This is a genomic window from Pseudosporangium ferrugineum (assembly GCF_003002065.1).
Lineage (GTDB): Bacteria > Actinomycetota > Actinomycetes > Mycobacteriales > Micromonosporaceae > Actinoplanes > Actinoplanes ferrugineus_A.
Genome location: NZ_PVZG01000021.1, coordinates 39,422 through 52,941, shown reverse-complemented (window position 1 = coordinate 52,941; position 13,520 = coordinate 39,422). Strand labels below are relative to the sequence as shown.

Genomic DNA, 13,520 nt, shown 5'->3' with positions numbered 1-13,520 from the left:
CGTGGTCGACGAACACGCGGAGTAACTACCGTTGCGAGTCGATCACTGCAACTGGGGGCGGTAGTAGTGGAAACAGCGGAGGCCGTACCGGAGAGCCTTGACGCCGGACCCGAGGGTCCCGGCCGCAGCGGGCTCGTCGCCGTGCTGCGAGGTCACCTCGATCTTTTCCTGAACGCCGGTTCGCTCATGGCGACCACCGCGATCACGTCGCTGTTCGGCTTCGCGTACTGGTGGCTCGCCGCGCGGACGGCACCGGCCGAGGCGGTCGGGCAGGCGTCCGCGGCGGTGTCCGCGATGACCCTGATCGGCACGATCGGCATGTTCGGCATGGGCACCATGCTGATCTCGGACCTGCCCGCCCTGAAGGGCCGCCGGTGGGAGCTGATCAGCACGTGCCTGCTCGTGGCCGGCAGCGCGGCGACCGTGGGCGGCCTGATCTACGTGGCCCTTGCCCACTTCGCCGCGCCCGGGCTCCGGGACGCGCTCGGCAGCACGGCCGCCACCGTGCTGCTGGTCTTCGGCATCGCGCTCAACGCGATGACGCTGGTCCTGGACGAGGCCCTGGTCGGCCTCCTGCAGGGCCCGCTCCAACTGATGCGCAACGCCTGGTTCTCGGTGATCAAGCTGGCGTTGCTCGGCGTGCTGGCCCTGCTGCCGCTCACCCTGACCGGCAGCGATCTGCTGCTGACCTGGGTGGCCGGCATGGTCGCCTCGGTCGCGGTCCTGGGCCGGGCGCTGCGGCGCAGGGGCATGGTCGATTCCGTACGGCCGCGGGCGTCGCTGCTGCGCGGCCGGGGCCGGGCCACGTTCGACCACAACCTGCTGAACCTGGCGACGTACCTGCCGCGGGCGGCGCTGCCGCTGGTGGTCACCGCGGTGCTGTCGGCCGAGGCGAACGCGTCGTTCTACACGGCGTTCATGGTGCTGTCGTTCCTCGCGATGGTGCCCGGCAACGTGGCGCTCACGCTCTTCGCGGTGGCCAGCGGCGACCGGGCCGCGCTGCGCTCGAAGGTGCGGATGGGCCTGCTCATCTGCCTGGGCGGCGGCCTGCCGGTCTCCCTGGTCGTCGCGTTCGCCGCCGAGCCGATCATGTCGATCTTCGGCGCGAGCTACGCCGCGTCGGCCGGCACCGCGCTGACCATCCTGGCGCTGACCTACGTGCCGTTCGTCTTCCACCACTTCTTCCTGGCGATCTCCCGCGTGCAGGGCACCGTACGCGGAGCCGGCGTCTTCTCGGTCTTCGCCGGGATCGCCGAACTCATCGCCGCCTGGTACGGCGGCACCCGCGGCGACCTCACCGAGCTGGTCACGTGGGTAGCGCTGGTGATGGCGGCGGAGACCGTCCTGGTCGCACCGACCGTGCTGCGGGTGGTCTTCGCCAGGGACGCAAGGGCAACCCCCGAAGGAGAGAACATCGTGTCGAGCACCGGCCTGACCCTGCGGGAACGCGCGTGGCTGCCGCTGGAGTACATCCGTACCGTCGGACCGCTGACCGGGGTGACCGCCGAGCGGTTGCGGGCCGCGCTGATCGGGTTGCACGCGGCCGACCCCGCGCACCGGGCGGTCTCGCGGCTCGACCGCTCCGGCGCCCGCTGGCTGCACCTGGACGCGGACGCGTTCGCGACGTACGTCCGGGAGGCCGTCACCGATCTCGGCGACGGACCGGCCGACTTCGACGCGATGACCCGGCGGTTGCAGGCCGAGCCGCGCGGCCATCACCCGGTGCGGATCCTGGCCGGCGGCGGGTACGTGGCCATGAAGGTGGCGCACGCGTACGGCGACGCCGGACCGGTCAACACCCTGCTCCGCGAGCTGGTCCGCGCCGCCGCCGAGGACCGCCCCGCGGCGATCGCACCCTCCGTCCGGCACCGCTGGGCCCTGCCGAAGGCCTGGTGGAAGCAGTTCGGCACCAAGCCGGGCCGGTGGAAGCAGGGGCTCAGCTTCGCCCGGCCGCCGCACCCGGAGCAGGGGCCGACCCGGGCGTGGACCGCGGCCCTGACGGTCGAGACGGCCCGGTCCGCGGACGTGCTGGCGAAGATGCGGGTCTGGCGCGACGAGCACGCCCCCGGCGTGACGACGTCGGCGATCACGTTCGCGGCGTTCACGGCGGCCCTGCGGGACCTGGGGCTGAACCCGGACCTGGCCGGCGGCACCTTCCTCGCGGACGCGCGGCGCTACGTCGGCAAGGACGTCAGCATCGACAGCAACTTCTGCATGGGCCCGTACCTGTCGCCGCCGAGCCTGACCGACCCGAAGGCGATCCACACGACGCTGAAGGCGGAGCTCGCGACCGGCCGGATCCTGACGATGATGCTGCTGCGCGAGGGCAAGCTGCTCGTGGCGGGGTCGCCCGGCCTGCCCGACCCGTACCCGGGTGAGGCACCGGTCGAACCGCGCCCGCGGCTCACCTTCAGCAACCAGGGGCGCCACGACGTGCTCGCCGATCTGCCCTGGGCGGGCGAGCCCGCGGTACGCGTCAACCAGAGCGTGCCGACCCTCAACGGCCCGGAGGGCATCACGCTGACCACCTCCGAGATGGGCGGGGTGCTGCACCTGGAGGCCACGTTCCACGCCTCGACGTTCGACCCGGCGGTGGTGGCCCGGGCGTTGGAGCTGGTCTGCACCGACCCGGCCGCCCTGATCATGGCCGCCCGGTAGAGACGTGCGCGCGGCCGGCCGCCCCCGCCGGCCGCGCGCATCCCCCTTCAGGAGACGATCACCGGCAGGGTGAGCCGGAAGCCCTTGACCTTCGCCTTGTCGCTCTTGCAGTTGGTGTAGATCAGCGTCGCCTCGAGCGGCACGAACGCCGACTTGTCGCGGTGGGCGGTCACGGCGACGGCGGTACGGCCGACCTCACCGGGCTTGAGCATCTCGTCGCGGTGGAACGACGTGTAGGTGCCGGTGTTGCTCGGGTAGCGGACGTCGACGTGCTCGCCCTTGACCCAGACGTGGGCGTCGCAGATCTTCGCGCCGGTCTGCCAGTGGATGTCCACCCAGGTGGGGGTGTGCGCCTCGACGCCCCGCACCCAGGGCGTGACCGGGTGGGGGCCGCTGCCGCCGGCCGAGGCGGGAGTGCTCGCCAGCATCGGCGCCAGCGCGGCGACCGCCACGGCCCACCGGAACTTGCTCATGCGTCAACCTCCTGACGGCCCGGCCCCCGTGGCCCGGCCGTCCTCGACGCTAGAGCGCAAAGCGGATGTGCGGGTCGTTTTTCACAGTTTCTGGTACATCACGTGCAGGCCGACGAGGCCGTGGGCGCGGGAGTCGAACGCCTCCGGCACGGTCGTCATGATCTCGAAACCGAGCGCCTGCCAGAGGCGTACGGCCGAGGTGTTCGTCTCCACGACCGCGTTGAACTGCATGCCGAGGTAACCCGCGCCGCGGGCCCACCCCAGGACGTGCTCGCCGAGGGCGCGGCCCACACCCCGGCCCCGCGCGGCGGAGGCGACCATGAAGCTGGCGGTGGCGATGTGCGCGCCCCGGCCCGGCCGGTTGGGGCCCATCTTGGCCGAACCCAGAATCTCCACCCCGTCGACCGCGACCACCGTACGGCCGGGAGCCGGCTCGAGCCACAACGCGCGGGCGTCGTCGCTGCCGAGGCCCAGCGGGTACGCGTACGTCTCCCCCGCCTCGACGATCTCCGACCAGAAGGGGTAGATGCCCGGCCAGTCCTCGGCCGTCGCCACTCTGATGTCCATGTCCGCGACCCTATGACGACGCGGGTACGCGTACTCAGGGCCGGGCACCCCGGCGGCTGACAGCATTCCCGTCATGACTCAGGCACGCCGCGAGCCGGCGATCTTGCTCGGAGCCGGCCTCCTCGCGCTGGCGGTGTCGGCGATCCGCCCCGCCTCGTACGGGACCTGGCTGCTCGAGGTGCTGCCCGCCCTCCTCGCGGCGCCCGTGCTGGTGCTGACGTACCGGCGGTTCCCGCTGACGCCGCTGGCGTACCGGCTGATCCTGGCCCAGGCGGTGATCCTCATGATCGGCGGCCACTGGACGTACGCGGAGGTCCCGGCCGGCGACTGGTTCCGCGACCTGCTCGGGCTGGAGCGCAACCCGTACGACCGGCTCGGCCACCTGTTCCAGGGCATCACGCCGGCGATCATCGCGCGGGAGATCCTGCTGCGCCGCACCCCGTTGCGCCCCGGCGGCTGGCTCTTCGCCCTGGTGGTGTGCGTGGTGCTCGGCATCAGCGCGTGCTGGGAGTTCTTCGAGTGGTGGTCGGCGCTGATCGGCGGCGCGGCGGCGGACGACTTCCTCGGCACCCAGGGCGACGTCTGGGACACCCAGTGGGACATGTTCCTCGCCATGATCGGCGCCGTCCTCAGCCAGCTGCTGTTCTCCCGCGCGCACGACCGTCAGCTGACCGGGCTGATGCGGTCGTTGCGCAGGTGCTCGTAGACGACGGAGGTGCGCACGTCGGCCACGTGCGCGTGCTCGGTGAGGCGGTCGATGACGAAGGCGTACAGGCTCTCGTTGTCGGGAACCGCCACGTGGATCAGGAAGTCCTCGGTGCCGGTGGTGACGAAGACGCCGAGGGTGTCCGGCAGGGCCGTGACCCAGTTGCGGAACGCCTCGATGTTGCGGCGCGACGGCGGGCGGATCCGCACCGCGATCAGGGCCTGCACCGGGCGCCCGATGGCGGCGAGGTCGACGGTGAGGCTGGCGCCGCGGATCACCCCGCGCTCGCGCAACGACCGGGTGCGGTCGAGGGCGGTGGTCGGTGCGACGCCCACCGCCGCCGCGATGTCCCGGTTGGTGCGCCGTGCGTCCACCTGCAATTCCCGCAGGATCGCCGTATCAAGTTCGTCGAGAGAAGCCATTCGACGAGCCTAACCGAATTTCGTACGGAACTATTGTCGCCCTTCCGTTGACCTGCCTAGCCTCATGCCTCATGAGCGTCATTAATCAGGTGGGCTTCGAGCCCGGGGAGATCCGCACCGACGAGCCCACCCGTTCCGCCCGCCTCAAGTGGGTCATCGTCGTGGACGAGGCGCTGCCGCCCGGCCGGGCCGTGAATGCCGCCGTGTGCGTCGCCGCGGCCACCGCCACCTCGGTCACCGGCCTGCTCGGCCCGGACGCCAAGGACGCGGACGGCTCGATCCACCCCGGGCTGCCGTGGGCCGGCTGCACCGTTCTCGGCGCGCCGGCCGCGAAGCTGACCGACCTCCGCACCCGCGCGGTCGGCTCGCTCGGCGTCTTCGTCGCCGACATGCCCACCGTCGGGCAGAGCACCCGGGTGTACGACGAATACCTGCGCCAGGTCGGCGAGGCCACGGGCGCCGGGCTCGGGTACCACGCGATCAGCCTCGTCGGGCCGCGCAACCGGATCGACAAGCTCGTCCACCGGCTCACCCTCCTGAGCTGACGGCGCCGAGTGGTGTTCCGCGTGCCCCGCACCTATGCTTGCCGCACTGCAATCAAGGGGGCAGCGTGCGAAGTCTCGAGATCCTGGTCGTCGACGATGACGACGCGGACGCCTTCATGATCTCGGAGGCGCTGGAGACCTCGGACACCCGGACGTCCGTCAACCGCGTCTCCGACGGCCGGGAGGCGCTGGACTACCTGCGGCGCCTCGATCCGTACGCGGACGCCCAGCGCCCCGACCTGATCCTGCTCGACCTCAACATGCCGCGCATGGACGGCCGGGAGACGCTCGCCGCGATCAAGACGGACGACGGGCTGAAGGCGATCCCCGTGGTCATCCTCACGACCTCCGGCGCCGACCAGGACATCGCAGCCAGCTACCAGCACCGGGCCAACGCGTACGTGACGAAGCCGTTCACCCTCGACGACTTCGAATCGACCGTACGCACGATCGACCGCTTCTACCGCGAGGTGGCGGTCCTGCCGCCGGGCGACTGACCGGTCCGGTTACCCCGCGCCCGCCCTGGGTACCACCGTGCGCATGGCCGACACCGATTCCGCACCCGAGGACCTCGGGGCGCCCCAGTCGTTCCTCGTCCTGGCCGACGGCACCCCGGTCTACGACCGCGCCGGCGACCGGGCGGGCACCGTGGAGCACGTCCTCTCCGACGACCAGGACGAGATCTTCCACGGGCTCGTGATCAAGACGCGCGACGGGCACCGCTACGCGCCCGCCGACCAGGTCGACGGCATCTTCGCCCACGGCGTGATCGTCGCCGTGCCGGCGGATCAGCTCACCGAGCCCCGGGAGGACGCCGCCGGGGGCGACGACTCGCTCGCCGACGGCCTGCGCCGCGCGTGGAACTGGCTCGTCCAGCCCAAGTGATCAGGGGTCCGGCGCGTCGAGGACGTGGGTGAGGAACCGGATCAGGTCCAGGTGGCGGTGCACCGGGTTGCGGTAGAGCGGCTCGCCCTCTCCCGTACGGATCCGCAGTGCCTCCCGGACGATCCGGTGCCAGCGCTCGTCGTACGTCTCCAGGGCGTACCCGGCCGCCTCGGTCTTGGACGTGACCCGGCCGGCCGCGAGCGTGTGGCGCAGGCGGGTGACGCCGAGCACGCCCCACGCGACCGTCCAGTCGCCCGTACCCGTGAGCCCGAGGACCGCCCGGTTGCGCCACGACGTCCAGTAGCCCGCCAGGTTCTCCCGGGTGGCCGCGGCCAGCATCGGCCAGTCGGTGTAGACGCAGAGCTCGGCGACCGCGGGCCCGCGCACGGCGATCCCGCCCTGATCGAGCACGTGCCACGTGACCAGGTGCCGTTCGAAGCGCGACACCGCCTCGACCCGCCACTCGCGCACCGCGGGGCCGTCCGGCACCACCTCCGGGTCCCGGCGCAGCGCGTCCTCCGGCAGATAGAGCCCATCGAAGAACACTTCCCCATGGGTACGCCGGAGCGCCGCGTGCAGGGCCTCCAACGCCCGGGGATCCGGCGTCCGGGAGGTGACCGCCACGAAGTCGATGTCGCTGACGCCGGGGCGGTAGTCGCCGAGCGCCAGCGAGCCCTGAAGGTAGAGCCCCTCGACCAGCCCGGGCTCGTACCGGTCCGCGAGCGTCAGGTACGCGGCGCACGTCCGCATCACACCGGCGTCGCGAGTGGAGGTCACCCCGGCGACCGTATCGAGACGTGTCCAGGCCAGGGATGCTCTACCGTGGTGATATGTCCAGGTCGGTAGTGATTTGCGCCGTCGTGCTCGCCACCGTCCCGGGATGCGACGCCGGCGGCCCTCCCGCCGCGCGGCCACCGTCGCCCGCGCCGAGCGTTCAGGCCGCGGCGAACCCGCCCGCGCCGAGCGCCCAGGCCGCGGTCAACTCGCTCCCGCCGCGCGCGCTCGCCGCGGCGGACGAGCCGCCCGGCGCCCTGGCCTGCGGCCGGATTGCCGAGGCGGTCCGGGGCGGCACGCTCATGCAGCCGGGCGTGGTCACGGGCATCAGCACCGCCACCGCCACCGCCGACGCCCCGGTGGCGGACGCCGCCACCCGCCTCCAGCAGGCCTACGAGCAGGCGGTGAAGGCGCAGGGCACCGAGGACGAGCCCGACCTGGTCGCCGCGGTCAGCGCCGCCGGGGCCGAGATGGTCTCGGTCTGCGCCGACTCGGGGCTCGAGACCGCGGGCTGACGCCGCGCCTACCGTGCGACCGCCCGCTCCTGCCCGCTCACCACGCCGACGACGTCGAAGTAGTCGTTCTCGAAGGTGGCGAGCCCCTCCCAGTACTTCTCCCCGGTCTTGAAGCCGGGCTGGGCGAGCAACAGGTGGAACTGGTCGAAGCCGGACCACGTCCCGACGTTGATCAGACGCTGCCCGTCGTGGCTCCGGTGGAAGTTGACGGTGCGCAGCCCCGGCGTGGCCAGCGCCGCCGGGGCGGTGGCGGCCACCCGGTCGAGCAGGGCGTCGGCCCGGTCGTCGAGCACCGTGAACAGGCCGAAGTGCACCACCGGGGTGTGCCGCGGGGAGATGACCGTCGGGTTCTCGTTGCCGTCGCGCCACACCAGGTCGTACGCCCGCCGGTCCAGGACCCGGGCCGGCACGTCCAGCGGGTCCCCGGGCTCCAGCACGGTCGGCGCGGTGCCGACGCCGGCGTCGAACCGGCTGTAGACGGCGAGCCGGTTGTGATCCCGGCTGGCGAGCAGCACCGCCCCGCGGAAGCCCGGAAGGATCCGCCACAGTCGCACCCTGTCCGCGACCGCCGGCAGGACCAGGGCCTGTTCGTCCGTACGCCGAGCGACCCGGTTGGGCGGCTGCGGCCCGGCCGGGGCCGGTGCCACCTCGGGCTCGCCGAGCTCGAGCCGCTCCACCACCGCGATCACGTTCGAGTCGCGGGTGGGCCGCAGGGTGAGATCGGTGCTGGTCATCGTTGCCCCCTCGGTTCCGCCGAATTACGGGACCCGTGAGTCCCGAAACAATACGGTACTCGCGAGTCCCGTAAGATGGCGAGGGTGAGCCCGGAACTTTCTGACACGCCGGCGGCGGGACGGCCCCGCGACCCGGTGCTCGAACAGGCGATCCTGGAGGCCACGGTCGAGGTCGTGGTCGAGAAGGGCTTCGCGGCGGCGAAACTCGACGAGATCGCGAGGCGCGCCGGAACCGGGAAGGCGGCGATCTACCGGCGATGGCCGGGCAAGACCGCGCTGGTCATCGCCGCCGCGCAGAACCTGCGCGGCAACGCCCCGGTTCCCGACCGGGGATCCCTGCGCGAGGACCTGCTCGCCTGCGTCCGCCACTACGTCTCGCCGAGCGCGCGGGCCGCGCTGATGCTGGCGAACGTGCTCGCCGAGGCGACCCGGGACGGGGAGGTGCGGGAGGCGGTCACCGCGTCGATAGGCCGCCCGCCCGCGGAGGCGCTGCGGACGGTCATCGAACGCTGGATCGCACGCGGCACCGTCGACCCGTCGGTGCCGGTCGAACTCGTGTCGTTACTGGTGCCCTCGGTGGCGTTCCACCGGGTCGTCCTGATGCACGAGGGCCTCGACGAGGCCACCGCGGTGGCACTCGTCGACGACGTCCTGCTGCCGGCCCTCGAGGCGCGGCGCTCGAGCTAGATCGCGCTGCCCTGCTTGTACTGCTCCCAGCTCATGTTCCAGTCGGTCCAGCCGTTGCCGTTCTTGAGCTTCTCCTCGGTGCCCTTGACCGTGATCGGGTCGCCCATGAGCGTGCGGTCGAACAGCCACTTGCCCAGCGCCATCGAGACGTTCACGCAGCCGTGCGACACGTTCCGGCGGCCCTGCACGCCCTCCGACCACGGCGCGGCGTGGATGTACTGCCCGCTCCACGTGATCCGCTGGGCGTAGTCGATCTCGGTGCGGTAGCCCTCGCCCTCGGGCAGCTCGTCCATCGTGTCGAAGACGGTGTGCCGCTTCTTCTCGATGACCACCATCGTGCCGCTGGACGACGGGGTCGACTTCTTGCCGAGGCTGACCGGGATGGTCTTGATGACCTTGCCGTTCTCCCGCACGGTCATCTTCTTGGTGCGGTTGTCGACCGTCATGACGAACGCGCGGCTGACCTTGAGGTCGACGGTCAGGTCGGAGCGGCCGTACCAGCCGTCGCCCATCGGCACGCCGGCGAGCTGCACCTTGTAGAAAATCTTGGTGTTCGGCTTCCAGTAGGTCTTCGGCCGGTAGTGCACCTCGGTGGGGCTGGTCCAGTGCCAGATGCCCTCCTGCGCCGGCGTGGCGGTGACCGTCATGCGGCGCTGGACGTCGGCACGGTACTTGGCCGGGATCGAACGCCCGAACCGGACGATCATCGGCATACCCACGCCGACGACCTGGCCGTCGCCGAGGAAGCTGGACACCCGCACGAGCTTCGACGGCTTCTTCATCACCGTGAAGGAGCTGGTCGTGGAGCCGCTCTTGTCACCCGACGCCGTGCCGTTCACCGTGACGGTGTACTTCTTGCCCCACTTGAGCGCCTTGGCCGGCCGGAAGACCTTGTCGTCCTTGTCGAGCGTGCCCTCGACCTTGTTGCCGTCGGCGTCCTTGACCTCGACGGACGTGTTCTGCGGGTCCTCGGACTCGAACTTGATCTCGGCGATCGCCTTGACGCCGGTCGCCTCCGCGGCAGGCGACGTGACCGCCACCGTGCTCAGCGTGGGCTGCGGCGCCGGCGCCCCGGAGGCGCTGCTGCCGTCCGCTCCCGCCGAACCACCCTGCCAGGATGGGGAGCCGGACTTGTCGTCACCGCTGCAGCCGGCACTCACCAGCACCGCTGCCGCCGCCACGGCCGCCGCGGCGGTGCGCCACCGCAGCCGCCGGGCCGGGCCGGTCACTCCTGGAAGTCTCATGATCCCTCTCACCGCGCTGTCGTCCCGGCGACCATCATCCGTCATGGATGCCAGCGCTCCCAATCCCGGATTCGTGCCGCGACCCCTCAGGCCTGCCCCGGCTGGGCGGCCAGATCGGCCGGCACCGGCAGGGCGCTGCCCTTCACGAAGTCCTTCCAGCTGACGTCCCAGGGCGTCCAGCCGTTGCCATACGTGAGCTTGTCCTCAGTTCCCCGGACGGTGACCGGGTCACCGATCAGGGTCTTGCCGAACAGCCACCGGGCGTTCGACGGCGAGACATTGACACATCCGTGTGACACGTTGCGCCGGCCCTGGGAGCCGACCGACCACGGCGCCGAGTGGATGTACTGGCCCGACCAGGTCAGGCGCTGGGCGTACTCGATCTCGGTGCGGTAGCCCTGCCCGGCGGGCAGCTCGTCCATGGTGTCGAAGACGGTGGCGGCCTTCTTCTCCATCACCACCATGGTGCCACTCGACGAGGGCGTCGACTTCTTGCCGAGGCTGACGGGCATGGTCCGGGTGGTCCGGCCGTCCTGGATGACCGTCATCTTCTTGGTCCGGTTGTCGACCTTCATGACGAAGCTGCGCCCGATCTTCGCGGACGCGGACCGGTCCCGGTCGCCGTACCGCCCGCCGCCGGTCGGCAGCCCGCCGACCGCGATCCGGACGGTGAGCTGGGTGCCGGACTTCCAGAACTGCGGGGGCCGGTAGAAGGCCTGGGTGCCACTCGAGGTCCACGACCAGGTGCCGGGCTGGGCGGGCGCACTCTTGACGAACATCCGCTTCTGTACGGCGGCCCGATCCTTCTTCTTGATGCCCGGGCTGAACTCGACCACCACGGGCATCGCCACGCCGTACGTGTGATCGTCGAACAGGTAGAGGCCGGTGCCGGTCCGCCGGCCGGGCTGCCCCATCGTGGTGAAGCTGGTGGTGGAGGTCTTCGCCTGCCCACCCTCGTCCACGGCTGTGACAGTGGCCACGTACTTTTTGCTGTTCTTCAAGGGCTTGGCCGGCACCCAGGCCGAACCGTCCTCCCGCAGCCCGCCCGCGACGGCCTTGCCCTTGTCATCCTTGAGAGCGACGGTCGTCACTTTGCCGCCGGAGACCGTGAACCCGATCTCGGCACTGACCGGCACACCCTTCTTACCGGTGGCCGGCGTCACACTCAACGAGAGAGGGGACGACCCGCCACCGGGGCCAGCCTCGGTCCCGGGAGCACCGGCCTCGCCCCCCGGAGCACCGGAAGGAGCCGCCGAAGCACCCCCGGCGAACGCGGCAGGCGCCGGGGCCGAGGCCTCCTTCTTGCACCCCGCCAGCGCCAGGGGCGCCACCACCAATGACACGACCACCAGCAGTGAGCGCCGCATGTCAACCATCCTCTGCCCCGTTCTCACGTTCTGCGGGCACATCCTGCCCTATCGAGGCAATCGCCAACCTCCCCCTTCAGGCGGGTTGCAGGTCACGATCACGCCGCGGCCCCCGATTTCGAGGTCCCCGGAGCCCGTGTTAATGTTTCTCCCGTCGCCAAGACGAGCGCCGCTAGCTCAATTGGCAGAGCAGCGGACTCTTAATCCGCGGGTTGTAGGTTCAAGTCCTACGCGGCGCACAGTTTTACATGGCCCTTGACCTGGCTTTTCACGCTTGGTCGGGGCCGTTTTCATTTGACGCCTTCCGTCGCGACGCTCGATGGGCGCTCGGGCGCCGTGGGACCCGTCGCCGCGGTCGTCGATTCGCCGCGAGCTGCCCGTGACCTGTGCTCACGCGATGGCCGCTGAACGCCTCCCGCCGCACACCGCGATCCCTTTGATCGGATGCTGGTCGCGCAGGCAGCCGTCGAAGGCCTGACCCTGGTGTCGCGCGACGAGACGATCGCCCGGTACGGGGCCCGACAGGTCCGGTCGCTGAGTACCGACGCATCCGTGGCAGGCGCATGGGAGTGCCTCTCACGCTCACGCGGACGCGGTCCTGGATCGGCAGCGAAAGTCGGCACACTCGCGCGCCCCCGGACGCTGGGGCCTTCGGCTTTCGCCATGGCGATCGTCGAGGAGCTTACGAGGACGGGGACGGCTCGCCGTGTTGCCTCTGCTCGGCCATCGCCACTCGGAGGTTTTCCAGGGTCGCCATCGCGGATCGGTACATCGGAGTTCTGGTGTCGCCGAGGCGTCGCAGAGCGTCGACCAGTGACTCGTATTCGGGCAGGGCCGTCTCCAGCCAGCCGATACGCAGGTAGGACTCGGCCATGGTGAAGCGCAACAGGTTGGTGCGGGCCGGGTCACGTGCACTCTCGGCGGCCGGTCGGGTCGCGAGCAGATGTTCGCCGCGCAGGTGGCGCAGGTGGCCGCGCAACTCGGCCGGGAAGTCACGCCGCAACAGGTCGTCGACGAGGCCCGCGAACTCCGGATCGGTTCCGGCCCGGGCGTGGGCGGTCGCGAGGTCGCCCACCGCGTCGATTGCCCGCATGCCGGCGCCGATCCACGCCACTATCCTATGGGGAGGGTGGCGACGGGGTATGCGTCCTCGGGCTCCGAATCCTCAGGGGTAGCCGAGGCTTCGGAACAGCCCGCGAGCGCCCGGCCGACCCTGGTGTGATCGATGCAGGGAGCCGGCCCCTCCGCGGCGCGGATATGATCATGGATTTGGTCAGGTGTTTCGCGTCTGGTCGGGGCTGTTGCTCTTCATCCCTTCGAGCCAGCTACGCTGGATGCACCCCTCGCCCTTCGGCTTCGAATGCCGTCGATGACCGAGCAGGCGACTCACCGGCTGCCCCGGCGGGCAGCGGAGAATCCGATCAACACGACGGTTACGCTGAGTCGACAGCGACCCGAGGATGTGGCTGCAGATGATCAATGTGCAGGAATTCGCCCGGCGGCTCAGCACCCTCGGGGCCGCCGAGTTCACCAGCGACGACGTCGTGGACCTGGCGACGGCCGCGGATGTCCGCATCAGCGCCGACCTCGAGATCGACGCCGTCCTGGCGCAGCGCCTGCTCGACCACGTCTCGCCCGCGCTGCCGGTCACCGGGGCGCAGATGGCAGCGGCGCAGTGGCCGCCACCGGTCTCCTCCCGGCCGGCCGCGCCCGCGGTGTCGTTCTCCAGTCCCGGCGCCGTCGACGCCCCGGCCGACCAGCCGGCCCGCCGCCGCGGCGCCGGGCCCGCGCGCAACGGCCGCCGGCCCGGCCCTCGGCGAACCGGCAGGTGAAACGGCGCGGTCCCACACCCGGGGCGGCCTCGTCAACGCCGGGCTTCGTCAACACCCGGCCTCGTCAGCGGCCGTCCTCAGCGCCCGGCCCGTCAGAGCCCGGCCCATCGG

16 protein-coding genes, 1 tRNA gene and 1 pseudogene are annotated in these 13,520 nt (G+C 71.2%); 10 read left to right on the top strand and 8 right to left on the bottom strand.

Translation table 11 applies throughout. The features are described 5' to 3' along the window. The first annotated feature begins 66 nt into the window (after positions 1-66). Complete coding sequence (locus CLV70_RS32025) at positions 67-2,658, top strand: lipopolysaccharide biosynthesis protein (protein ID WP_146164234.1); 2,592 nt, start codon at positions 67-69, stop codon at positions 2,656-2,658. 47 nt (positions 2,659-2,705) lie between these two features. Here CLV70_RS32025 and CLV70_RS32020 read toward each other — a convergent pair whose 3' ends face one another. Further along, entirely contained in the window at positions 2,706-3,131 is a 426-nt protein-coding gene (locus tag CLV70_RS32020; RefSeq protein WP_106130364.1) for a hypothetical protein, read from the bottom strand. Positions 3,132-3,212: 81 nt separating this feature from the next. Next, positions 3,213-3,698, bottom strand: coding sequence for a GNAT family N-acetyltransferase (locus CLV70_RS32015; protein WP_106130363.1), 486 nt, complete (start codon positions 3,696-3,698; stop codon positions 3,213-3,215). A gap of 73 nt (positions 3,699-3,771) precedes the next feature. Between CLV70_RS32015 and CLV70_RS32010 the strand changes: the two genes are divergently transcribed. Further along, positions 3,772-4,404 carry a DUF2238 domain-containing protein gene (locus tag CLV70_RS32010; RefSeq protein WP_106130362.1) on the top strand — a complete coding sequence of 211 codons (633 nt, stop codon included), beginning with the start codon at positions 3,772-3,774 and terminating at the stop codon, positions 4,402-4,404. On the opposite strand, the gene CLV70_RS32005 is transcribed toward CLV70_RS32010, so the two are convergent. Next, positions 4,362-4,826 carry an Lrp/AsnC family transcriptional regulator gene (locus CLV70_RS32005; RefSeq protein ID WP_106130361.1) on the bottom strand — a complete coding sequence of 155 codons (465 nt, stop codon included), beginning with the start codon at positions 4,824-4,826 and terminating at the stop codon, positions 4,362-4,364. The genes CLV70_RS32010 and CLV70_RS32005 overlap by 43 nt on opposite strands. Positions 4,827-4,897: 71 nt before the next feature. On the opposite strand from CLV70_RS32005, the gene CLV70_RS32000 reads away from it, so the two are divergent. From CLV70_RS32000 to CLV70_RS31990, 3 genes are all read left to right on the top strand, one after another. After that, on the top strand, positions 4,898-5,371 hold the full coding sequence (locus tag CLV70_RS32000) for a DUF2000 domain-containing protein (protein ID WP_106130360.1): 474 nt from the start codon (positions 4,898-4,900) through the stop codon (positions 5,369-5,371). Positions 5,372-5,436: 65 nt separating this feature from the next. Beyond that, positions 5,437-5,868: a response regulator gene (locus CLV70_RS31995; RefSeq protein WP_106130359.1), complete on the top strand. Its 432-nt coding sequence runs from the start codon at positions 5,437-5,439 to the stop codon at positions 5,866-5,868. 43 nt (positions 5,869-5,911) lie between these two features. Further along, a complete protein-coding gene (locus CLV70_RS31990) occupies positions 5,912-6,256 on the top strand; it encodes a PRC-barrel domain-containing protein (protein WP_106130358.1) in 345 nt (114 codons plus the stop codon). Here the strand turns inward: CLV70_RS31990 and CLV70_RS31985 are convergent, their stop codons facing one another. Continuing rightward, positions 6,257-7,033 (bottom strand): nucleotidyltransferase domain-containing protein, encoded by a 777-nt coding sequence (locus CLV70_RS31985; protein WP_106130357.1) that lies wholly within the window; start codon positions 7,031-7,033, stop codon positions 6,257-6,259. 83 nt (positions 7,034-7,116) lie between these two features. Between CLV70_RS31985 and CLV70_RS31980 the strand changes: the two genes are divergently transcribed. Next, on the top strand, positions 7,117-7,545 hold the full coding sequence (locus CLV70_RS31980) for a hypothetical protein (RefSeq protein WP_106130356.1): 429 nt from the start codon (positions 7,117-7,119) through the stop codon (positions 7,543-7,545). Between the two features lie 8 nt (positions 7,546-7,553). On the opposite strand, the gene CLV70_RS31975 is transcribed toward CLV70_RS31980, so the two are convergent. Beyond that, on the bottom strand, positions 7,554-8,279 hold the full coding sequence (locus tag CLV70_RS31975; RefSeq protein ID WP_106130355.1) for a hypothetical protein: 726 nt from the start codon (positions 8,277-8,279) through the stop codon (positions 7,554-7,556). An 84-nt stretch (positions 8,280-8,363) separates the two neighbouring features. Between CLV70_RS31975 and CLV70_RS31970 the strand changes: the two genes are divergently transcribed. After that, the gene (locus CLV70_RS31970) at positions 8,364-8,966 is read left to right on the top strand and encodes a TetR/AcrR family transcriptional regulator (protein WP_211303970.1); all 603 of its coding nucleotides are present in this window, start codon (positions 8,364-8,366) and stop codon (positions 8,964-8,966) included. Here CLV70_RS31970 and CLV70_RS31965 read toward each other — a convergent pair. Together CLV70_RS31965 and CLV70_RS31960 are read right to left on the bottom strand one after the other, a co-directional pair. Further along, the gene (locus CLV70_RS31965) at positions 8,963-10,210 is read right to left on the bottom strand and encodes a L,D-transpeptidase (protein WP_106130353.1); all 1,248 of its coding nucleotides are present in this window, start codon (positions 10,208-10,210) and stop codon (positions 8,963-8,965) included. The genes CLV70_RS31970 and CLV70_RS31965 overlap by 4 nt on opposite strands. An 86-nt stretch (positions 10,211-10,296) precedes the next feature. Next, on the bottom strand, positions 10,297-11,586 hold the full coding sequence (locus CLV70_RS31960; RefSeq protein WP_106130352.1) for a L,D-transpeptidase: 1,290 nt from the start codon (positions 11,584-11,586) through the stop codon (positions 10,297-10,299). Positions 11,587-11,743: 157 nt separating this feature from the next. Here CLV70_RS31960 and CLV70_RS31955 point away from each other — a divergent pair. Together CLV70_RS31955 and CLV70_RS31950 are read left to right on the top strand one after the other, a co-directional pair. Then, a tRNA-Lys gene (locus CLV70_RS31955) sits at positions 11,744-11,816 on the top strand. Between the two features lie 128 nt (positions 11,817-11,944). Then, positions 11,945-12,090 (top strand): annotated as a pseudogene (locus CLV70_RS31950) (type II toxin-antitoxin system VapC family toxin); the annotation flags it as partial. Positions 12,091-12,259: 169 nt separating this feature from the next. Here the strand turns inward: CLV70_RS31950 and CLV70_RS40200 are convergent. Then, a complete protein-coding gene (locus CLV70_RS40200) occupies positions 12,260-12,691 on the bottom strand; it encodes a hypothetical protein (RefSeq protein ID WP_170148688.1) in 432 nt (143 codons plus the stop codon). A 358-nt stretch (positions 12,692-13,049) separates the two neighbouring features. On the opposite strand from CLV70_RS40200, the gene CLV70_RS31940 reads away from it, so the two are divergent. Next, complete coding sequence (locus tag CLV70_RS31940; protein WP_146164233.1) at positions 13,050-13,409, top strand: hypothetical protein; 360 nt, start codon at positions 13,050-13,052, stop codon at positions 13,407-13,409. The last annotated feature ends 111 nt before the right edge of the window (positions 13,410-13,520 follow it).